This window comes from Roseateles sp. 22389 (genome assembly GCF_052044995.1).
Lineage (GTDB): Bacteria > Pseudomonadota > Gammaproteobacteria > Burkholderiales > Burkholderiaceae_C > Roseateles.
On sequence record NZ_JBQEOF010000011.1, the window covers coordinates 146,202 to 167,813 of the forward strand.

The window sequence follows — 21,612 nt, forward strand, 5'->3', positions numbered from 1 at the left end:
CGCCCCAAGATGCCCCCCATCTCCTTCCTGACCGGCTGCCGCCGCGCGCTGCGCGGACTGGGCCTGGCCGCGCTGCTGGGCAGCGCGGCGCCCTGGGCGCTGGCGCAGCTGCACACGCAGCCGCTGAACAGCGGCTGGCAGTTCCGCCTCGCGGATCCCGAGGCCGCCAAGGCGCACCCCGAGGCCGCGGACTGGCGCGGCGCCACCGTGCCCGGCACGGTGCAGACGGACCTGCTGGACGCGCGCCTGATCCCCGAGCCCTTCCACGGCGAGAACGAAGCCCGGCTGCAATGGATCGGCCTGTCGGACTGGGAGTACCGGCTGGCCTTCGACGTCGATGCCGCGACGCTGTCGCGCGAGCAGGTGGAGCTGGTCTTCGACGGCCTGGACACCTTCGCGCAGGTCAGCCTCAACGGGCAGGCTCTGGCCGCCACGGACAACATGTTCCGCCGCTGGCGCCTGCCGGCCAAGGCGCTGCTCAAGCCGGGCCGCAACACGCTGCTGGTGCGGCTGCAATCGCCGATCAGGAAGATGCAGCCCTGGCTGCTGAAGCAGCCCTACGCGCTGCCGGGCGCCTATGACTCGCAGTTCGGCGACGAGCCCAAGGGCGTGGCCACCGCCACCTACGTCCGCAAGGCGCAGTACCAGTACGGCTGGGACTGGGGCCCGCGTTTCGTGACGCTGGGCATCTGGCAGCCGGTGCGCCTGGAGAGCTGGGATCACCTGCGCATCGAGGACTTCCACGTGCGCCAGCCGCGTGTGGATGAAGGCGTGGCGCAGCTCGCGGCCGAGCTGGAGGTGCAGGCCGGCCGCGGCGGGAGCGCCCGGCTGCAGGTCGAGGTGACGCCGCCCGAGGGCGCGCCCTTCACGCTGACCCGCGACGTGGTGCTGGACCCGGGCCGCAATGCGCTGAGCGTGCCGGTGCGCATCGAGCGGCCCCGGCGCTGGTTCCCGGCCGGCTATGGCGAGCAGCCGATGTACCGCTTCCGCGCCAGCCTGACGCAGGATGGCGTCGAGCTGGCCCATGCCGAGCGTCGCACTGGCCTGCGCAGCGTCGAACTGCGGCGCGAGAAGGACGCCTGGGGCCGGAGCTTCGCCTTCGTCATCAACGGCATTCCCGTGTTCGCCAAGGGCGCGAACATGATCCCGCTGGACAGCTTCCCCAATCGCGTCACGCGCGAGCGCCAGCGGGCGCTGCTGCTCAGCGCCAGGCGCTCCAACATGAACATGCTGCGCCTGTGGGGCGGCGGCTATTACGAGAGCGATGCGTTCTACGAAGAGGCCGATGCGCTGGGCCTGCTGATCTGGCAGGACTTCATGTTCGGCGGCGCCATCCTGCCGGCCGACACCGCCTTCCAGGAGAACGTCCGCCAGGAAGCCATCGAGCAGGTGCGCCGGCTGCGCGACCACCCGAGCATCGTGCTCTGGTGCGGCGGCAACGAGGTGCAGGCCGACTGGGAGACCTGGGACGCCACGCTGGCCTTCAAGAACAAGCTGTCCCCCGACGAGCGCGAGCGCCTGTGGAGCGCCAACCTCAAGCTCTTCGGCGAGGTGCTGCGCGGCGTCGTCCAGCGCGAGGCGCCCGACGTGCCCTACTGGGCCACCTCGCCGGGCGTCGACCTGGAGGGGCCGTCCGGCCAGATGGACGATGGCGACATGCATTTCTGGCGCGTGTGGGGCGGCTCCGCGCCGGTCGAGACCTTCCTCGACACCACGCCGCGCTTCATGTCGGAGTACGGCCTGCAGTCCTACCCCGAGATGCGCACCATCGCCCGCTTCGCCGGCCCGCAGGACCTGCGGCTGGACTCGCCGGTGATGCGCGCGCATCAGAAATTCGGCGTGGCCGCGGGACCCGACGTGGGCAACGACCGGCTGCTCTTCTACATCCGCAAGGGCTATGGCGAGCCCAAGGACTTCGCGTCCTTCGTCTACCTCAGCCAGGTCATGCAGGCCGAGGGCATCGAGCTGGCGGCCAGCCATCTGCGCAGCCGGCGCCCGCGGTCCATGGGCTCGCTCTACTGGCAGCTCAACGACGTGTGGCCGGGGGCGTCCTGGTCCAGCGTCGATGTCTCCGGCCGCTGGAAGGCGCTGCAGTTCCACGCGCGCCGCTTCTACGCGGACACGACGGTGACGGCGCTGCGCCGCGCCGACGGCACCGAGATCGCGGTGGTGTCCGACAGGACCCAGCCCCAGGACGCCGAGCTGCGCCTGCGCGTGTCGGACCTGGACGGCCGCGTGCTGCGCTCCGAGCGCGCGACCGTGACCGCGCGGCCGCTGGCCGTGACGCCGGTCTGGCACCGCGCCGATGCCGAGCTGCTGCAAGGCGCGGATCCGGCGCGCACCGTGGCCGAGGTCGAGCTGCTGATGCAGGGCCGGGCGGTGGCCCGCCAGACCGTGTACTTCGTGCCCGCCCGCGAGCTGAAGCTGGCCGATCCGGGCTTCCAGACGCGCCTGGTGCGGGATCCCGCCGGCGGTCCCGACGCGTGGCGGCTCGCGATCAAGACCCAGTCCTTCGCCCGCGCGGTGTGGATCGATTTCGGACCGCTGGAGGTCGAGCTCGCGGACAACGCGCTCGACATCCGCGCCGGCGAGGAAGTGCTGATTCCGTTGCGCGCCACGGCCTCGCCGGGCGACTTGCAGGCCCACCTGAATCTTCGTTCCCTGGCGGATTCGACAGTCCGCTGAATGGACCGCGGCGGCGCACGGCTGTGCCGCCGCGGGACCGACGCCAGGAAACAGATCGTCCGCCCAAAAAGCGGATCGACCTCGATGTGCAGTAGCTAATTTGAAACCCAGGGACAAGAGCAATTCCAAGACGCGGTATCGACCGCCCCTCCATTCACGGCCCTCACCAAGAAGACTGCGACCATGAAACCGAATCGACTCCTCCTGAAATCCACCCTGGTCACCGCCATCGCCGCGATCTACGGACCGGCCGCGTTCGCGCAGGCGGCCCCGCCGCCGAGCCCCGCCGCCTCCGCCCCGGACGCCGCGCCGGACGCCTCGCGCGATGCCAAGGCCAAGGCGCTCGACACGGTCAACGTGACCGGCTACCGCGCCAGCCTGCAGCGCGCGATGAACATCAAGCGCAACGCGGACTCCATCGTCGACGCGATCAGCGCCGAGGACATCGGCAAGTTCCCCGACACCAATGCGGCGGAATCGCTCGCCCACCTGCCCGGCGTGGCGGTGGACCGGCTGTACGGCGAAGGCGAGAAGGTCAGCATCAACGGCACGGATCCGGCGCTCAACCGCGTGCTGGTCAATGGCCAGACCATCGCCTCGGGCGACTGGGGCGGCAACCCCAGCGACACCAGCGGCCGCACCTTCAACTACACGCTGCTGTCGCCCGAGATCATCGGGACGATGGAGGTCTACAAGTCGCCCGAGGCCCGCATCGACGAGGGCAGCATCGGCGGCACCGTGATCATCCACACCCGCAAGCCGCTGGACCTGCCGGCCAACACGCTGCGCGGCTCGCTGGGCTACAGCTACAACGACCGCTCCAAGGACGGCAATCCGCGCGGCTCGGTGCTGTACAGCTGGAAGAACGAGAGCAACGACTTCGGCGCGCTGATCGCCGCCTCGCATGACAAGCAGACGCTGTCGCAGGCCGGCATCGAGTTCTTCGGCTACACCACCGGCAACGGCATCAGCCCGACGGCGCAGATCTCCGGCAGCGGCGATCCGCAGACCGCGCGCATGCCGGTGGCCATCGACAGCGACTTCTTCCAGCAGACCCGCCAGCGCGACAGCCTGCAGGGCGCGCTGCAATGGAAGCCCGATACCCGCAACGAGTTCAACCTGACCGGCATCTATGTCCACGGCCAGTACAACAACTACAGCGAGGCGCGTTATGCCTGCCCCGGCTGCGGCGACGTCGACAAGATCACCAAGGCCACGGTCAACAACGGCCTGATCACCGCGGCGACCGTGACGGCCGGCGCCGGCAACGGCAACCAGCCCTATGCCGAACTGGACGCGAATTACCGCGAGTCCACCGTCGTCACCAAGAGCCTGAACCTGCAGCACGAGTACAAGGCCGACGACTGGAAGCTCTCCAGCCAGGTCGGCTACACCTCGGCCTCCGGCGGCAAGTCGCCGGAATACCTGATGAAGTATTTGCTGAAGTCGGGCGGCTACTCCTTCAACTACGGTCCCAAGCAGGCCGGCATCGTCTATGACGACGGCAGCCGTTCCAACTGGGGCCTGCCGGGCGCGCCGGCGGGGTCCGCGCCGGGCGCGCAGATCGACGGCAAGTACCAGGCCGGCGGCATCTACTACGCCGAAAGCAGCGACCGCGAACGCTATGGCCAGGTCGACCTGTCCCACAAGCTGGACCTGGGGCCCATCAACGAAGTGATGGTCGGCGCCAAGTTCATCAAGCACGACAACGGTGTCAACGCGCGCGGCAATCGCATCAACACCACCAGCGACATCACGCTGGACCAGTTCGGCAACTCGAATGCGCCGTCCGGGCTGTACGACGGGCTGGACGTCAGCGGCGACATCCGCAACTGGCCCACCGCCGATCTGGGGCAGGTCAAGAACTATCTGCTCAATCAGCCGCAAGGGCCGTTCAACATCGATTACGGCTCGACCTTCAGCGTGCGTGAGACCACGTCGAATCTCTACACCCAGTTCAACTACGACGTCGGCGGCCTGCGCGGCAACTTCGGCCTGCGCTACGTGCACACCAAGGACGACTCGAACTACTACCTCTCCAACGACGGCGGCACGACCTACGCGCCGACCACGACGGACACCAGCTACAACAAGCTGCTGCCCAGCTTCAACGCCGCCTACGACCTGGATTCGAGCAAGGTGCTGCGCTTCTCGGTCGCGAAGGTGCTGGCGCGGCCGCGCTACTCGGACCTCGCGGGCGCGACCAACCTGGACCTGGTCAAGGGCACCGGCAGCGGCGGCAATCCCGGCCTGAAGCCCTACGAGTCGACCAACTTCGACCTGGCCGGCGAATGGTATTTCGCGCCGCAGAGCATGGTGGGCGCCGAGTTCTTCTACCGCGACGTCAGCAACTACGTCGTGAACGTGACGAACGACCGCGTCATCAACAACCGGACCTTCTCGATCAGCTCGCCGGTGAACGCCAGCTCGGCCAAGGTCAAGGGCCTGTCGCTGATGTACCAGCAGAACCTGGGCTACGGCTTCGGCCTGCAGGGCAACTACACCTATGCCAAGGCGGACACCGGCGAAGGCCTGAACCTGCCCTACCTGTCGAAGAACACGGTCAACATCATTCCGTACTTCGAATACGCGGGCTTCACCGCGCGCCTGGTCTACAGCTGGCGCTCGCAGTACTTCACGCAGATCGGCCGCCTGAACTCGCAGGACTTCACCGACCAGTACAAGCAGCTGGACCTGTCGGCCTCCTACGAGATCACGAAGAAGATCGGCATCAGCCTGAGCGCGACCAACCTGCTGGACCAGACCTACTACCAGTTCAGCGGCAACAAGGACGCGCCCACCGGCTTCTACAAGAACGGCCGGACCATCATGCTGGGCATGAACTTCAAGCTCTGAGCGTGACGTGACCGGGGCCGACCGGCTCGCGCGAGCCGGACGGCCCCTTCTTGTGACCTGTGATGGATCTCAGATGTACCGATCGTTGATCAAGAGGCTGCCGGCGCTTGGCGTGGCGCTGGGCATGGCCGCGATGGCGGCGCCCTGGACGGCCGCATGCGCCGCGGACTCGTTCTCGGCGACGACCCCGTCGCCGCAGCAGGTGGCCTGGCAGAACCGCGGCTTCGGCGTGCTGGTGCACTTCGGCACCAACACCTTCCTGGACCGCGAATGGGGCGACGGCAAGGCGCCGGCCGCCGTGTTCAATCCCGACCGCGTCGATCCTGGCCAGTGGGCCCGCGCGGCCAAGTCGGCGGGTGCCAATTACCTGGTGCTGGTGGCCAAGCACCATGACGGCTTCGCGCTGTGGCCGACGCAGCAGAGCGATTACTCGGTCAAGTCCAGCCCGTGGCTGAACGGCCAGGGCGACCTGGTCCGCATGACCGCGGAGGCGGTGAAGCGCGAAGGCATGGGCATGGGCGTCTATCTGTCGCCCTGGGACCGGCACGAGCCCCGCTATGCCGATTCCAAGGCCTATGACGTCTTCTACACCGGCCAGCTGGTCGAGCTGGCCTCGGGCTACGGCCCGCTGGTCGAGTGGTGGCTGGACGGCGCGGGCAGCGACGGGCATGTCTACGACTTCGAGCATTACGTGGCGAAGCTGCGCACCTATCAGCCCAATGCCATGGTGTTCGCCGACACCGCGCTGTTCGAGTACGGCGACATCCGCTGGGTCGGCAACGAGGTCGGCGTCATCGAGGGCGAGAACTGGAACGTCATCGACCGCCATGGCCAGCTGCGCTGGCGGCCGGTGGAGGTCGACACGCCGCTGCACAAGGACTTCTGGTTCTGGAACTCGAAGCCTGAATTCGCCGCGTCGCTGAAGACGGTGGACGAGCTGATGCGTAACTACGAGGACAGCGTGGGCCGCGGCGGACAGCTGGTGCTGGGCATCGCGCCCGACCGGCACGGCCTGCTGCCCGACGCGGACGTGACGCGCCTGGCCGAGTTCGGACAGGCCCTGGAGCGGCGCTACGGGAATGCCGCCAATGTGGCGGCGACGCACGTCAAGACCGATGCGCGCGCGCAGGCCGCGCTGGACAACGACGACGACACCTTCTGGACCGTCACCGAGGCCAACCGCGGTGTGCTGGAGGTGGACCTCGGCAAGACCGTGACGATCGACCGCGCGCTGACCATGGAGCGCCTGGAGGATGGCCAGCATGTGCGCGGCTACCGGATCGAGGCCTGGGACGGCGGCCGCTGGATCACGCTGGCGCAGGCGCAGGCGGTCGGCCACATGAAGATCGACCGCTTCGCGCCGGTGAGCGCGCGCCGCGTGCGGCTGCGCATCACCAACAGCGTTGGCGTCGCGGCCATCCGCGAGTTCAAGCTGTTCGCCGCTCCATGACCGGCGCGCCCCTGTTCATCGAGGTCATCGCCTTGACGGCCCGGGACGCCTGCGAGGCCGAGGCCGCCGGCGCGGACCGCATCGAGCTGGTGTCCGACATCGCGCAGGGCGGTCTCACGCCCAGCGCGCAGGTGGCGCGCGAAGTGGTGCGGCAGTGCCGTCTGCCGGTGATGGTCATGGTGCGGCCCCACGCCCGGTCCTTCTGCTACGACGAGGCCGACATGCGTCAGGTGCGCGAGGGCGTGGCGATGGTGCGCGACGCCGGCGCGCATGGCCTCGTCTTCGGCGCGCTGACGGCCGATGGCGACATCGATCGCGCCGCCCTGGACCAGGTGCTGCGATGGGCTGATGGTCTGCCGATGACCTTCCATCGTGCCTTCGACGAGGCGCGCGATCCGGTCCGCGCCTTCAGCGAGCTGAGCGCCTATCGCGGCGCGGTGACGCAATTACTGAGCTCGGGGGCCGCGCCGACCGCGGAGGAGGGCGCCGAGCTGCTCGCCCAACTCGTGACGCGCTGGCGTCTGGGCGAGGGCGTCGAGCCGCTGGTGGGCGCGGGCGTACACGCGGGCAACCTGGCCGCGCTGCATCGCCGCATCGGCGCGCGGCAGTACCACGTGGGCAGCGGCGCGCGCACCGGCGGCAGTTTCGCGTCCGGCATCGACGCCGCGCGCATCGCCGCGCTGCGGCAGGCGCTATGACGCGGCGGGTGCCCGGTCTGTCCCGAAGGCAGCTGCTGGGCGCGGCGCTGGCGGGCGCGGCCGGGCCGCGCGCCTGGAGCGCGGAGCTCGAGCTCCACAAACGCTTCATCGACGACCAACCGGCCACGCCGCAGGTGCATGCGTCCACGCTCGTGGAACTGCCGGACGGCAGCCTGATGGCCGCCTGGTTCGGCGGCACCGCGGAGCGCGCGCCCGATGTGCGCATCTGGTGCTCGCGCCTGCGGGCCGGCGCCTGGAGTCCGCCTCGCGCGGTCGCGGACGGCGTTCAGCCGGACGGTAGCCCGCTGCCCACCTGGAACCCCGTCCTGTTCCAGGCCGATGCCGCCCGCGGCGGCAAGCTGCTGCTCTTCTACAAGGTCGGCCCCGATCCACGGCAGTGGTGGGGCGAGCTGATCACCTCGGACGATGGCGGCGACCACTGGTCGTCGCCGCGCCGGCTGCCTGACGGCGTGCTGGGCCCGATCCGCAGCAAGCCGCTGATGCTCGCGGACGGCACGCTGCTGTGCCCGTCCAGCACCGAGGACGAAACGGGCCGCTGGCGCCTGCACATGGAGCGCAGCCGGGACCTGGGCCGGAGCTGGCTGCCCAACGTGCCGGTGGCCGATCCGAAGGGCTACGGGCTGATCCAGCCCAGCCTGGTCGTTCGGCCCGATGGCAGCGTGCTGGCCTTCGCGCGCACCCGGGCGAACCGCATCGCCGTCACGCGCTCGCGCGATGGCGGGCGCAGCTGGTCGGCCGCTGCGCTGACCTCGTTGCCCAATCCCAATGCCGGCATCGAGGCCCTGGGCCTGGCCGATGGCCGCATCCTGATGGTCTTCAACCCGCGCGAGCAGGGAAACGACTGGTGGGTCGGCCGCGACCGGCTGGACCTGGCGCTGTCCGGCGACGGCGGACACACGTGGCGCACCGTCGCGACGCTGGAGGACGAGCCCGGCCAGGAGTTCTCCTATCCCGCTGCCATCCAGACACGCGATGGCCTCGTGCATCTCACCTACACCTACAAACGGAGCCACATCCGGCATGTGCAACTGGACCCGCGCCGCCTGGGCTGACGCCGTCAGGCGCGCGCTTTCCCTTTCACCGGCGGCGCCGAAGCGCTGCGGGGGGCACGGCATGCACGTGATGCCGTGGCTGTGTTTCGCGGCCTTGCTGCCGGCATCGATGGCAACGGCCGCCGAGCCGGCGCCGTCAGCGCGGACATCGCCGACGGTGCCGCCCTATCTCGACGCCCGCCTGGGCGACGCCGAGCGCGCCGCCGATCTGGTGAGCCGGCTCAGCCTGGCCGAGAAGATCGCCCAGCTGCAGGACGGCGCGCCCGCCATCGAGCGTCTGGGCGTGCCGGCCTATGGCTGGTGGAGCGAAGGCCTGCATGGCCTGGCGCGCAACGGCCGGGCCACCGTCTTCCCGCAGGCCATCGGCCTCGCCGCGAGCTGGGACGCGCCGCTGCTGCACGCGGTGGGCGGCGTGATCGCCGCGCAGGCGCGGGCCAAGACCGCGCCGCCGCCGCCGGGCGTGTCGCGCGACTCCGCCCGCTATGGCGGCCTGACGATCTGGTCGCCCAACATCAACCTGTTCCGCGATCCGCGCTGGGGCCGCGGGCAGGAGACCTATGGCGAGGATCCGGTCCTCACCGCGCGCCTGGGCGTGGCTTTCGTGCAAGGGCTGCAAGGCCCCGACGAGCGCCGCCCGCTGGTGATCGCCACGCCCAAGCATTTCGCCGTGCACAGCGGGCCGGAGAAGGATCGCCACGCCTTCAACGTCAACCCGTCCGCCCACGACCTGGAGGACAGCTATCTGCCGGCCTTCCGGGCCACGGTGACGCAGGCGCACGCCGGCTCGGTCATGTGCGCCTACAACGCGCTGGACGGCACGCCCGCCTGCGCGAACACGGCGCTGCTGCAGGACCGGCTGCGCCGGGACTGGGGCTTCCAGGGCTTCGTCGTGACCGACTGCGACGCGGTCGAGGACATGACGCTCTTCCACAAGACCACGCCCGATGACGCGGAGGCCTCGGCGCGCGCGCTGCAGGCGGGCACCGACCTGAACTGCGGCCGCAGCTTCGCCGCGCTGGGCCGCGCGGTGGCGAGCGGCCGCGTCAGCGAGGCCGACCTGGATCGCGCGCTGCAGCGGCTCTTCGAGGCCCGCCTGCGGCTGGGCCTGTTCTCGCCCGCGAGCGCCGCGCCGTCCATCGACTGGGCCGCGGGTCGCGCGCTGGCGTTGCGCGCCGCGCGCGAGTCGATGGTCCTGTTGAAGAACAACGGCGTGCTGCCGCTGTCGCCGCGCGGCCGCGTGGCCGTCGTTGGTCCGACCGCCGAGCTGCTCGAGGACCTGCACGCCAACTACCACGGCGTGGCGGCCGATCCGGTCACGCCGCTGGCCGGTCTGCGCCAGGCGCTCGGGCCCTCGCGCGTGGTCGCCGCTCAGGGCTCCGCGCTGGCCGAAGGCGTGCCGGTGGCCGTGCCGCAGGCGGCGCTGCGCACGCCGCAGGGCCGGCCCGGCCTGCGCCGCGAGGTCTTCGCCAACGCGACCCTCGCCGGCCTCCCCGTCGCAGCCAGCGACGATGCCACATTGAATCTCGACTTCAACCGGGCGCCGCCCGCGGCGGGCCTGCCGCCGCGCGGGTACTCGGTGCGCTGGTCGGGGCAGTTCCTGCCGCCGGCACCCGGCGAGTACCGGCTGGGCCTGCGCGTGGAGCGCTGCTTCGATTGCGACGGCCATGACCGCGTCCGCCTCTATCTCGACGGCAAGCTGCTGCAGGACGGCGACGGCGACCAGGCCCCCGCCACCATCAAGGTCACGGACCATCGCCCGCGGACCTTGCGCGTGGAATGGCTGCATACAGGCGAGGACCAGGGCCTGTCGCTGCGATGGCAGGCGCCCGCCGATGCGCAACTGGCGCAGGCGGTGGCGGCCGCGCGCCAGGCCGATGCCATCGTGGCCTTCGTCGGCCTGTCGCCCGATCTGGAAGGCGAGCAGCTGCAGCTGGAGGTGCCTGGATTCGATGGCGGGGACCGCAGCTCGCTGGACCTGCCGGCGGCGCAGGAGCGTCTGCTCCAGGCGGTGCAGGCGACCGGCAAGCCGCTGGTGGTGGTGCTGCAGTCGGGCAGCGCGGTGGCGCTGCGCTGGGCCGCCGAGCACGCGGATGCGGTGCTGGTCGCCTGGTATCCGGGCGAGGCCGGCGGGCAGGCGATCGCGGAGACGCTGCTGGGGATCAACAACCCGGCAGGGCGGCTGCCGGTGACCTTCTACCGCTCGGCGCAGGACCTGCCGCCCTTCGCCGACTACGGCATGCAGGGCCGCACCTATCGCTACTTCAAGGGCTCGCCGCTGTGGGCCTTCGGGCATGGGCTGAGTTACACCCGGTTCGCCTACCAGGCGCCGCGCGTGTCGAGCGCGGTGCTGAACGCGGGACAGGCGCTCACGGTCGAGGTCGAGGTGGCCAACGCCGGCGATCGCGATGGCGACGAGGTGACGCAGGTCTACCTCGAGCCCGAGACGCCGCTGGCCGTGGCGCCGGCGCACGCGCTGGTGGCCTTCCAGCGCGTGCCGCTGAAGGCTGGCGAGCGCCGAACGCTGCGATTCGAGCTCGATGCCCGCGCGCTCAGCCAGGTCGACGCGTCGGGCGTGCGCGCGGTGCTGCCGGGCCGCTACCGCCTCGCGGTGGGCGGCGGCCAGCCCGGCCATGCCGAGGTGCTGCGCGCCAGCTTCGAGATCCAGGGCCGCCAGGAGCTGCCGCGATGAAGGGGGGCGGCATGATCGATTCGCCGGCGCGGCGCGCGCTGCTCGGGCTGGGACTGGCGGGTGGACTGAGCGGGCTGGGCATGGCCCGCGCGCTGGCGGCCGATCGTCCTCCTGGTCCGGATGCGCGCTTCGCCAGCTCGCGGCCTCCGCCCGCTCAGCGCCGCTTCATCAGCCCTGCTGTCGACGCCGCCATCGCGGATCTGCAGCGCCGCATCGGCGATCCGGAGCTGGCCTGGATGTTCGGCAACTGCCTGCCCAACACGCTGGACACCACGGTGACCGAGGGCACCGTCGACGGTAAGCCCGACACCTTCGTCATCACTGGCGACATCGATGCGATGTGGCTGCGAGACTCGTCGGCCCAGGTCTGGCCCTACCTGCCCTTCGCGCGTGAGGACGGCGCGCTGCGGCGGCTGATCCGAGGCGTCATCCATCGCCACGCGCGCTGCCTGCTGATCGATCCCTACGCCAATGCCTTCCTCGAGGACCCCCAGGCCCGCACGCAGCTCAAGTGGGCCATCGGCGACCTGACCGAGATGCGGCCCGGCGTGTCCGAGCGCAAGTGGGAGCTGGACTCGCTGTGCTGGCCCATCCGCCTGGCCCATGGCTATTGGCGCGCCACCGGCGACACCGCGCCCTTCGACGTGCAATGGGCCGAGGCGATGCGCGCAGTGCTGCGCACGATGCGCGAGCAGCAGCGCAAGACCGGCCCCGGTCCCTACCGCTTTCAGCGCAAGGCCGAGGCGGCCACCGAGACCCTGGTCCTCGATGGCTATGGCCATCCGGGCCGGCCGGTGGGGCTGATCCATTCGATGTTCCGGCCGTCGGACGACGCCTGCGTCTTCCCGTTCCTGGTGCCGGCCAACCTGTTCGCCGTCGTGTCGCTGCGCCAGCTCGCGGCGATGGCGGACGCAGTGCTGCACGACGCCGCGCTGGCGAGCGAGGCCAAGGCCCTGGCCGACGAGGTCGCGGCCGCGCTGCGCCGTCACGCGCGGCTGCGCACGCCGGCGGGCGAGGTCTGGGCTTATGAGGTCGACGGCTTCGGCAACCAGTTCTTCATGGACGACGCCAACGCGCCCAGCCTGCTGAGCCTGCCCTACCTGGGCGTCTGCGCGGTCGACGACGCGCTCTACCGCCGCACGCGCGCGCGCGCCTGGAGCCCGGACAACCCGTACTTCTTCCGCGGCCGCGTGGCCGAGGGCACCGGCGGGCCGCACGAGGGCCTGCGCATGATCTGGCCGATGTCCCTCACCATGAAGGCGCTGACCGCGCCCGCCACGGCCGCGGGCGACGCGGAGGTCCGCCAGTGCCTGCGCTGGCTCCAGGCCAGCCATGCGGGCACCGGCTTCATGCACGAGGCCTTCGACCAGGACGACGCCGCGCATTTCACCCGCCCCTGGTTTGCCTGGGCCAACGGCCTGTTCGGCGAACTGATCCTGAACCTGGCGCGGCATCGGCCCGCGCTGCTGCAATCGAGCTGATCCATGACCTCACGCCGCGACCTGCTCAAGATGGCGCTCGCCACCGGCCTGCCGCTGACCGGCTGCGCCGGCCCCGCGCGCCAGGCCCTGTCCCCGGGCGTTCCTGCGGACGAGCGCCTCACCCGCCACGTCGACGTGTTCATCGGCACCGGCGATCACGGCCACACCACGCCGGCCGCCACGCGGCCCTTCGGCATGGTGCAGCTGGGGCCCGACACCTACAACGCGGACTGGGACGCCTGCTCGGGCTACCACGACAAGGACCGCTCGATCATGGGCTTCTCCCACACGCACCTCAGCGGCACCGGCATCGGTGACCTGCTGGACGTGCTGGTGATGCCCTGCGTCGGCGAGGTGCGGCGGCAGCCCGGACCGCCCGGCAATCCGGAGCTGGGCTGGCGCGCGCCGTTCACGCATCAGGACCAGTCCGCCGAGCCCGGCTTCTACCGCGTCGCGCTGCGCGATCGCGATGTCACTGTCGAGCTCACCGCCACCGAGCGCGTCGGTCTGCATCGCTACCGCTTCGGCCAGCACACGCGCAGCCATCTGATGGTGGACCTGCGTCATGGCATGCAGGACAAGCCGGGCGTTCCCACGCGCGTGCCCTGGGCCGAGCTGGAGGTGGTCGGCGACGACATGCTGCTCGGCGGCCGCGCGGTCGACCAGTGGGCGCAGGGCCGGCAGGTCTACTTCGCGATGCAGTTCTCGCGTCCCTTCGAGCGCTTCGAGGTGTTCAACGGCAACGGCGCGGACGGCGCGGCGACGCGTGTCTCGCGCGGCACGCAGCTGCTGGCGGCGCTGCACTGGCGCTCGGAGACGGGCGAGCCGCTGCTGGTCAAGTGCGGCATCTCCTACGTCAGCGCGGAGGGCGCGCTGCGCAATCTGCGCGAGGAGCTGCCCGGCTGGGACTTCGAGCAGGTGCGCGCGTCGGCCAGCGCGGCCTGGGAGCGTGAGCTCGCCGCGCTGCGGCTGCGGACCTTCGACGAGCGGCATCAGCGCATGCTCTACACCGCGCTGTATCACTCCCTGCTCGCGCCGACCCTGTTCAGCGACGTGGACGGCCAGTACCGCGGCATGGACCTGCGCGTGCATCAGCTGTCGCCCGGCGAGCGCAACTACACGCAGTACTCGCTGTGGGACACCTACCGTAGCCTGCATCCGCTGCTGACGATGCTCACGCCGGAGCGCGTGCCGGACCTGGTCAACAGCCTCATCCGCATGGCGGAGCAGAGCGATCAAGGCGTGCCGGTGTGGCCGCTGCACGGCCGCGAGACCGGCTGCATGATCGGCTACCACTCGGCGGTGGTGCTGGCCGAGGCCCAGGCCAAGGGCTTCGCCGGCATCGACTTCCAGCGCGCCTGGCCGCTGTGGCGCCAGCGCGCGATGGACGACGCGTACCGCGGTCTGCCCGATTACCGCCGGTTGGGTTTCATCCCGTCCGACCGCGAGGAGGAGGCGGCCAGCAAGACCCTCGAGTACGCCTACGACGACTGGGCGCTGGCCCGCCTCGCGCGGGGCGTCGGCGCCGAGGCGGACGCGGCGTTGCTGCGCCAGCGCTCGCTGAACTATCGCCATGTCTTCGATCCGGCGCTTCGTTTCGTGCGGCCTCGCCTGGCCGACGGCCGCTGGGCCGAGCCCTTCGATCCGCGGGCGCTGGGCCATTCGGATCGCTGGCGCGACTTCACCGAGTCCAATGCCTGGCAGGCCACCTTCCTCAACCAGCACGACGTGGCCGGCTACATGGAGCTCTTCGGCGGCGAGGCGGCCTTCGTCGCCCAGCTCGATGCGCTGTTCACCACGAGCTCCGAGCAACTGCCGGGCGCTCCGCCCGACATCTCGGGGCTGATCGGCCAGTACGCCCATGGCAACGAGCCCAGCCACCACATCGCCTATCTCTACGCCTACGCTGGCCAGCCCTGGAAGACGCAGGCGCGCGTGCGGCAGATCATGGACACGCTCTACAGCGACCGGCCCGACGGCCTGTCCGGCAATGAGGACTGCGGGCAGATGTCGGCCTGGCTGGTGCTCAGCGCGCTGGGGCTGTACCCGGTGGATCCGGTCAGCGCGCGTTATGTCTTCGGCAGTCCACTGGTGGAGCGGGCCGAGCTCGCATTGCCGGGCGGCAGGACGCTGGAGATCGAGGCGCGCGGCAACGGCCCGGACCGGATCTACGTGCAGTCGGTGACCTGGCGGGGACAGCCGCACACGCGCAGCTGGATCGACCACGCCGCCCTGATGCAGGGCGGCCAGCTGGTGTTCACGATGGGCGCCGCGCCGAATCCCGGCTTCGGCGCGGCGCCGGCCTCGCGGCCGCCCGCGGCCGTCTGAGCTTCACTGCTTCACATACATCGAGGCGTAGCGCGCCCCGAAGTAGAGGATGAACGCATAGCAGGCGGCGGGCAGCAGGAAGGACAGCTGCACGCCCAGGCGGTCGGCCAGCGCGCCCTGCGCGAAGGGCACGATGGCGCCGCCGACGATGGCCATGCACAGGATGCCGGAGCCCTGGCCGGTGTGCCGGCCCAGGCCGTGGATGGCCATGCTGAAGACGGTGGGGAACATGATGGAGTTGCACAGGCCCACGGCCAGGATGGCCCACATCGCCACGCTGCCGTGGCCGAAGGTGGCGGTCAGCACCAGCGCGATCGCCACCAGGGCGTTGAAGGCCAGTGTCCGGCCCGGGCTCACCGAGCGCATCACGACGAAGCCGATGAAGCGTCCGACCATGGCGCCGGCCCAGTACAGGCTGACGTAGCGCGCCGCGTCGGCATGCGCCAGGCCGGCGATGTTGCCTTCGCCCAGGAAGTTGATGAGGAAGCTGCCGATGCTCACCTCCGCGCCGACGTACAGGAAGATGCCGATCGCGCCCAGCACCAGATGGCGGTGCGCCCAGGCCGAGCCGTGGCCTTCGCCGTCCAGGGCGAGGTCCTCGCCGTCTTCGATGCGCGGCAGCCTGGCCTTCAGGAAGAACAGCGCGAGCAGCGCGAGCGCGGCGGCCAGCGCGAGATAGGGGCCGCGCACGGTGGATGCCGCACCGGCGGCGGCGCCGGAGATGGACAGGATCAGCACACCGCCGGCGGCGGGACCGATGGTGGTGCCCAGCGAGTTGAAGGCCTGGGTGAGGTTGAGGCGGCTCGAGGCCGTGCGGGCCGGACCGAGCACGGTCACGTACGGATTGGCGGCGACCTGCAGGACCGTGATGCCCGAGGCCAGCACGAAGAAGGCCAGCAGGAACAGGCCGTAGCCGCCGAAGGAGGCCGGGTAGAACAGCGCGCAGCCCACGGCCGCGATCAGCAGGCCCGCCACCGCGCCCCGCTGGTAACCCAGGCGCCGGATCAGCGCGCCCGCGGGCAGGGACACGATGAAGTAGGCGCCGAAGAAGCAGAACTGCACCATCATCGCCTGCACGTAGCTGAGCGTGTAGATGGCCTTGAGGTGGGGGATGAGGATGTCGTTCAGCGAGGTGATCAGCCCCCACATGAAGAACAGCACCGTGACGATGACCAGCGCGCCGCTGTGGCCGCTGTCATTGGTGGCGGGGCCGGCGGCCGCGCCCGATGCGGCCGCGGCGGGGCGGGGGGATACGTGTTCCATGTTGTCTCCGTCTCGTGATGGGATCGCCGTGACGCCTTCGCTGCGTCACGGCGTCAATGCGTCAGGGGGGCAAGGCCCTGCGGTGTCACGCCGCGATGCCGGCCCGCAGTGGCTCGGGGGACGCGGGGGCAGGGGCGCTAGTCGTCGCAGCTGCTTTCACGCACGACCAGGTCGACCGGCAGGACGAGTTCCTCGATGGGGTCCTCGGGCTTGAGCCGCAGCAGCAGGTCGACGCCGGCGGCGCCGAGCGCCTCCTTGTCCACCCGCAGCGTGCTGAGCGGCGGCACGCTGGTGGCGGCGCCGCTGATGTCGTCGAAGCCGACGATGGCGATGTCCTGCGGCACCTTGATGCCCTGGCCGCGGCAATGCGCCATCGCCACGAGGGCCGTGCTGTCGTTGTAGCAAAGCACGGCGTCGGGCGGCTTGGGCAGGCTGAGCAGGCGCTGCATCGCCTCGACGACGCCGCTGTCGCCGTCGCCCAGTTGAGGAACGATGACCTCGAGGTCGGGATCGGCCAGCGTCCTGGACTCGAAGAGCGCACGACGGAAGCCGCGGTTGCGCTGCTCGATGCTGAAGTGCGCCAGCGACCCGGACAGCATCGCGATGCGCCGCCGGCCACTGCGCAGCAGATGCCGGGTGGCGAGGTAGCCGCCCATCGCGTTGTCCGGATTGACCGAGGTGAAGCCCCGCTGCTGCATGTCGATCAGCACCATGGGCTTGCCGGTCTGCTTCAGCGCGGCGAGCACCTCGGGCTCGAAGAAGCCGGCGCACAGCAGCGCGTCAGGCTGATGCAGCCGGATCTGCTCCATCACCGGCGCGGCGGGACCGACCACGTTGAAGGACAGGGCGATGCCCTCGCGCCGGCAGGCTTCCTCGGCGCCATGCAGGACCGGCGAGAAGAAGGGGCTGGAGGCCAGCGTGTTGTGCTGGCTGTGCAGCAGGAAGGCGATGCGCCGGATGCGCACCTTGCGCAGCTGGGAGAAGTCGTAGCCCATCCGCTGGGCGGCGTCCTGGACCTTGAGGCGGGTGGCATCGGTCATGCCCGCCTGGTTCTTGAGCGCGCGCGAAATGGTGCCGGACGACAGACCGGTCGCCTGCGCGATGTCTCGGATCGTGACTTGGCTCATGGACGCGTGAACATTTACTAAACACCTCGTGAAAAACGATCTCTAAGACGAGCTTGCCCGCCAGTCGTTCTGTCATCGGGGTTTCGTTATAGATCGGCCCTGCCGCGAGGGTCAATCGGAACGGTTGTCCCGCGCTGTCTTTATCTGGATTTACTAAACAAGTCCGGCGCGTCTAAACGGAACCGGGAGGGGCGCGGAGCCAGTCCCGGCCTCGGCCGAACTCGAGGGATGACCTGCGGCTAGCTTCGCGATGCCGCGTCTCCCAGGCCCTCCGCGAAACCCAGGATGGCGCGAGCAAGTTGCTCCGGCTGTTCCTCCGCGATGTGGTGGCCGCAGTCGAAGACCACTTCGGTTGCACCGTGACCGGGGTCGACAACTCCGCGGAGATGCTGGCCCACATCTCCGACCGCGTGCGCCGCATTCACGCCGACATCGAGCGGCTCGATCTCGGCGAGCGCTTCGACGTCGTGCTCCTGCCCAGCGACCTCGTCAATCACGCCGATGCCGCCGTCCGGCGCGCCTTTGTCGCCGCGGCCAGCCGGCATGTCGCGCCGCACGGTCAATTGATCCTTCAATGCCAGGACGCCCACTGGCTGCGCATCGCCGCCCTCGGACCGCTGAGCCGATCGAGCGAGTTGTCGATCGACGTGACCGCATTGGCGCGCGCCACCGTCGACGGGATCGAGCAAGTCCGCATGACGCTGCGCTACGTCATGGGCGATGACGCCTGGACGCATGCCTTCGCGTTGGTGCCGCTCGACGAAGCGGCGATCGCGGCGCTGCTGCGCGATCACGGATTCGACGCGCCGGTGGCCCTCGACGACGCGCGTCGCTGGTTCGCCGCGAAGCCCCGGCGTTGACTGGGCGCTCGCCCGACGTGTGAGCCCGGCTGGGTACGAGGGCAGCGTCCGGAGCGCTGGTGTCAGCCGCGGCTGCGGGAAGCGGCGCGTCGCTCAGGACGCGCCGCCGTTCCCGCCCTTACTTCGCCGCGTCGACGATGCCGCTCACGATCGACGGATAGACCACCGCGCCGGTGTTGCGGTCGAACAGGCCCATGCTGTGGTTGTCGTTCGGATAACCCGCGTCCCAGTAGACCGGCACCGCGCCACGCGTCCACGCCGCGCGCGCCACGTAGCGGTCCCACGCCGTGCGATACGTCTCCGCGCCGGCGTACTCGGTGCGGCGGATGGCGCCGAACTCGCCCAGGATCACCGGGATGCCCTGGTCGACGAAGCGCGTCTTCATCTTCTGGAACTGGCCGTCGATGTAGGCCTCGTTCGCCCAGGTCTCCGTGTTGGCCGCGCTGGTCGCGCCCGCGCCCCATTGCCAGATGCTGCTGTTCTGGTTCAACGTGAAGTTGTAGGGGTCGTAGAAGTGCACTTCCATCATCAGCCGGCGGCCCACCGAGTCACTCGGCATCGTCGCGAAATTCACCGTGTGGTCGATGTTGGTGTTGAAGCCCTGCACGATCAGGTGGCGCGCCAGGTTGTTGCCGCCGGTCGCGCGCACCGCGTTCACGAAGGTCTGGTTGAAGCTGTTCTGCACCGTGTAGTACTCGACCGTCGGCGTGCCGTAGTCGCCGTCGACCATCACCTCGTTGGTGCCCGCGAACAGCAGCGTGTCGTCGTAGCCCTTGAAGTTGTTGGCGATCTGCGTCCAGAACTTGGTGATGCGCGCATTGACCGCCGACTGCTGGGCGTAGGTCGGCTGCATCCAGCCGCCGTCCCAGTGGATGTTGATCATCGTGTACAGGCCGGCGTTGCGCGCGTAGTTGACGACCTGCGTCACGCGCGCCATCCAGGTCGCGCTGATGTTGTCGTTGGCATCGGCGTACTGCTTCCAGGACACGGGGATCCGCACCGTCTTGAAGCCGGCCGCCTTCACCGCGTTGAACATCGACTGCGTCACCGCCGGGTTGCCCCACGCGGTCTCGCCGCCGATGGCCTCCAGCGAGTTGCCCAGGTTCCAGCCCGCGCCCATCAGCTTGGACAGCTGCAGGCTGGTCAGGTCGCGCATGCCCGGCACGGTGAGCACGAAGTTCTGCGTCGACTTGGCGCCGCAGCTGTTGGTGTACGTCGCCACCGCGGTGCAGCTGGCCTTCGCGGTCAGGCCCAGCTCGCGCGTGTTGGCCGATGCGCCGCAGCCGGTCCAGGACCACGAGCCGCCGCTGGTCGGCTGCGGTCCGAGCGTCAGCGTGCCGCCGGCGGCCACCGTCGCCGACGAGGTGTTGCTCCAGGCGCCGCTGCCGACCCTGACGTAGGGATTGATCGCCGTCGGCGAGCAGCTCTGCGCGCTCGCCACCCATCCGCTCGTCAGGCCGGTCGCCGCCATCAGCAGCGCGGCCAGGGTTCTTGCCTTCATCGTCTTGTCTCCGTGAGTTGTGATGGGCATGCGCGCCAGTGCGCGCATGGTCCGGTGAGGACTCTGGAAAACTGGATAGACAGCAGAGAAGCCGGGCGCCGGCCCCGCGGCCGGCGTGCAGTCAAAGGACCTTCAGACCGCGCCGCGTTGCGCCTCCAGGCGGGCGCGGATCTCCGCCATGCCGCGCTCGGTCAACTCGAAGCGCGACACCGATATCAGCGCCAGCAGCAGGCCCAGCACCGGGATGCCGGACAGCAGGATGCGGATCATGAAGATGGCGTGCTCGCTCTGCACCGGCAGCTTCGAATCGAAGCCGGTGAACTGCAGGATCCAGCCCGAGGCGCCCACGCCCAGCGCGATGCCGACCTTGGAGATCCACGACTGGCAGGCCGCGAACGAGCCCTCGCGGCGCTGGCCGGTCTGCAGCTCGTCGTAGTCGATGACGTCGGCCACCGTCGAGCCGTAGAGCGTCCAGAAGCCCGCGCCGGTGAATGCGACGAAGCCGCAGGCCAGCAGCTGCAGCGCGGGGCGCTCGGGGTCGTAGAGCCACCAGTCGCCGATGAAGGCGCAGATCGCCAGCGACAGCACCAGCGCCAGCGCCGCGCGTTTGCCGTGGCGCCGCGCGATGTAGTTGAAGAACGGGATGCCGAGGAAGCCGAACACCATGCCCGCCACGCCCATCGCGGTGTTCCACTTGGTCGCCAGCGCGATGTCGCCCTTGCAGACGTAGTAGACGGTGGCGTAGTAGCCCAGCGCCGACACCATCGCCGTGCCGATGCCGTAGGCCAGCATCATGCCCAGGATGTGCCGGAACGGCCGGCAGCGCAGCGTGCGCCACAGCGTGTCGGCGAAGGGGATGTGCGTCTGCGAATGCGCGACCAGCTTCTCGTAGTAGCGCTCCCGCACCGTCATGAACATCACGATGGACACCGCCACCATCACCGCGCCCAGCAGCGCGCAGTAGGTCTGCGCGCCGCGCAGGATGTCGGGCTTGCCGTCAGCGTCGTGGAACCACGCCAGCGTCGTGAACTGCGCGGCGAAGAACATCGCCAGCTCGGGCGCCTTCTGGATCGCGTTCTTGATCGACATCACGTTGGTGCGCTCGTGATAGTCGGGCGTCATCTCCGAGCCCAGGCTCAGCCAGGGCATGTTGAAGCAGCTCATCACCGGCACGTAGATGGCGGTGGAGATGACCATGAACATGAAGTACTGCATGTCCGTCCACCCGCGGCCGACGGCGAACATCAGCGGCAGGCCGATGCCCGCCAGCACGCCGCCCACCAGGATGAAGGGCCGGCGCCGGCCGTAGCGGGTGCGGGTGTTGTCGGAGATCCAGCCGAAGATCGCATCCGACGCGGCGTCGATGAAGATCTTGATCATCTGCGCCGTGGAGATCAGGCCCGGCGCGACGCCCAGGAACACGTTGAAGACGTGGAAGGCCAGCGACGCATAGAGCCAGTGGCCCCACAGGTCGATCATCGAGCCGAGCCCGTAGCCGACCTTCTGCGGCATCGGCACGCGGTCGGCGGGACGGATCACGTGCGGCGCCGGCGTGGCGCCGGAGTCGGAGGAGGTCAGGCTGGTGGCGCTCATGGCGGGCC

13 protein-coding genes are annotated in these 21,612 nt (G+C 69.9%); 9 read left to right on the plus strand and 4 right to left on the minus strand.

What is annotated here, in order from left to right:
• The first annotated feature begins 9 nt into the window (after positions 1-9).
• The 8 genes from ACTJKJ_RS16670 (at position 10) to ACTJKJ_RS16705 (ending at position 15,260) form a co-directional block, all read left to right on the plus strand.
• Positions 10-2,685: a beta-mannosidase gene (locus ACTJKJ_RS16670; protein ID WP_440821103.1), complete on the plus strand. Its 2,676-nt coding sequence runs from the start codon at positions 10-12 to the stop codon at positions 2,683-2,685.
• Between the two features lie 183 nt (positions 2,686-2,868).
• The gene (locus ACTJKJ_RS16675; protein WP_440821104.1) at positions 2,869-5,541 is read left to right on the plus strand and encodes a TonB-dependent receptor; all 2,673 of its coding nucleotides are present in this window, start codon (positions 2,869-2,871) and stop codon (positions 5,539-5,541) included.
• Between the two features lie 73 nt (positions 5,542-5,614).
• On the plus strand, positions 5,615-6,991 hold the full coding sequence (locus ACTJKJ_RS16680) for an alpha-L-fucosidase (protein ID WP_440821105.1): 1,377 nt from the start codon (positions 5,615-5,617) through the stop codon (positions 6,989-6,991).
• Positions 6,988-7,689 (plus strand): copper homeostasis protein CutC, encoded by a 702-nt coding sequence (locus tag ACTJKJ_RS16685; RefSeq protein ID WP_440821106.1) that lies wholly within the window; start codon positions 6,988-6,990, stop codon positions 7,687-7,689. The genes ACTJKJ_RS16680 and ACTJKJ_RS16685 overlap by 4 nt, the downstream gene beginning before the upstream one ends.
• 8 nt (positions 7,690-7,697) lie before the next feature.
• Positions 7,698-8,762, plus strand: a complete 1,065-nt coding sequence (locus ACTJKJ_RS16690) for a sialidase family protein (RefSeq protein ID WP_440821107.1) — start codon at positions 7,698-7,700, stop codon at positions 8,760-8,762.
• A 61-nt stretch (positions 8,763-8,823) separates the two neighbouring features.
• On the plus strand, positions 8,824-11,451 hold the full coding sequence (locus ACTJKJ_RS16695; RefSeq protein WP_440821108.1) for a glycoside hydrolase family 3 C-terminal domain-containing protein: 2,628 nt from the start codon (positions 8,824-8,826) through the stop codon (positions 11,449-11,451).
• Positions 11,452-11,462: 11 nt separating this feature from the next.
• A complete protein-coding gene (locus ACTJKJ_RS16700) occupies positions 11,463-12,932 on the plus strand; it encodes a glycoside hydrolase family 125 protein (protein WP_440821109.1) in 1,470 nt (489 codons plus the stop codon).
• A 3-nt stretch (positions 12,933-12,935) separates the two neighbouring features.
• Positions 12,936-15,260: a GH92 family glycosyl hydrolase gene (locus ACTJKJ_RS16705; protein ID WP_440821110.1), complete on the plus strand. Its 2,325-nt coding sequence runs from the start codon at positions 12,936-12,938 to the stop codon at positions 15,258-15,260.
• Between the two features lie 3 nt (positions 15,261-15,263).
• On the opposite strand, the gene ACTJKJ_RS16710 is transcribed toward ACTJKJ_RS16705, so the two are convergent.
• Positions 15,264-16,523: a sugar MFS transporter gene (locus ACTJKJ_RS16710; protein WP_440821111.1), complete on the minus strand. Its 1,260-nt coding sequence runs from the start codon at positions 16,521-16,523 to the stop codon at positions 15,264-15,266.
• Positions 16,524-16,660: 137 nt separating this feature from the next.
• Positions 16,661-17,650 (minus strand): LacI family DNA-binding transcriptional regulator, encoded by a 990-nt coding sequence (locus ACTJKJ_RS16715; RefSeq protein WP_183482688.1) that lies wholly within the window; start codon positions 17,648-17,650, stop codon positions 16,661-16,663.
• Between the two features lie 299 nt (positions 17,651-17,949).
• On the opposite strand from ACTJKJ_RS16715, the gene ACTJKJ_RS16720 reads away from it, so the two are divergent.
• On the plus strand, positions 17,950-18,510 hold the full coding sequence (locus ACTJKJ_RS16720; RefSeq protein WP_440821112.1) for an SAM-dependent methyltransferase: 561 nt from the start codon (positions 17,950-17,952) through the stop codon (positions 18,508-18,510).
• A 118-nt stretch (positions 18,511-18,628) separates the two neighbouring features.
• Here the strand turns inward: ACTJKJ_RS16720 and ACTJKJ_RS16725 are convergent, their stop codons facing one another.
• Both ACTJKJ_RS16725 and ACTJKJ_RS16730 read right to left on the minus strand, forming a co-directional pair.
• Positions 18,629-20,011, minus strand: a complete 1,383-nt coding sequence (locus ACTJKJ_RS16725) for a glycoside hydrolase family 5 protein (RefSeq protein WP_440821113.1) — start codon at positions 20,009-20,011, stop codon at positions 18,629-18,631.
• A 132-nt stretch (positions 20,012-20,143) separates the two neighbouring features.
• Positions 20,144-21,604, minus strand: coding sequence for an MFS transporter (locus tag ACTJKJ_RS16730; RefSeq protein WP_440821114.1), 1,461 nt, complete (start codon positions 21,602-21,604; stop codon positions 20,144-20,146).
• Positions 21,605-21,612 lie beyond the last annotated feature (8 nt).

Excerpts from the sequence above, each read along its gene's own strand:
- ACTJKJ_RS16680 (WP_440821105.1), top strand. The coding sequence starts at position 5,615 with ATGTACCGATCGTTGATCAAGAGGCTGCCGGCGCTTGGCGTGGCGCTG.
- ACTJKJ_RS16725 (WP_440821113.1), bottom strand. The coding sequence starts at position 20,011 with ATGAAGGCAAGAACCCTGGCCGCGCTGCTGATGGCGGCGACCGGCCTG.
- ACTJKJ_RS16710 (WP_440821111.1), bottom strand. The coding sequence starts at position 16,523 with ATGGAACACGTATCCCCCCGCCCCGCCGCGGCCGCATCGGGCGCGGCC.
- ACTJKJ_RS16705 (WP_440821110.1), top strand. The coding sequence starts at position 12,936 with ATGACCTCACGCCGCGACCTGCTCAAGATGGCGCTCGCCACCGGCCTG.
- ACTJKJ_RS16675 (WP_440821104.1), top strand. The coding sequence starts at position 2,869 with ATGAAACCGAATCGACTCCTCCTGAAATCCACCCTGGTCACCGCCATC.
- ACTJKJ_RS16685 (WP_440821106.1), top strand. The coding sequence starts at position 6,988 with ATGACCGGCGCGCCCCTGTTCATCGAGGTCATCGCCTTGACGGCCCGG.
- ACTJKJ_RS16730 (WP_440821114.1), bottom strand. The coding sequence starts at position 21,604 with ATGAGCGCCACCAGCCTGACCTCCTCCGACTCCGGCGCCACGCCGGCG.
- ACTJKJ_RS16695 (WP_440821108.1), top strand. The coding sequence starts at position 8,824 with ATGCACGTGATGCCGTGGCTGTGTTTCGCGGCCTTGCTGCCGGCATCG.
- ACTJKJ_RS16700 (WP_440821109.1), top strand. The coding sequence starts at position 11,463 with ATGATCGATTCGCCGGCGCGGCGCGCGCTGCTCGGGCTGGGACTGGCG.
- ACTJKJ_RS16715 (WP_183482688.1), bottom strand. The coding sequence starts at position 17,650 with ATGAGCCAAGTCACGATCCGAGACATCGCGCAGGCGACCGGTCTGTCG.
- ACTJKJ_RS16670 (WP_440821103.1), top strand. The coding sequence starts at position 10 with ATGCCCCCCATCTCCTTCCTGACCGGCTGCCGCCGCGCGCTGCGCGGA.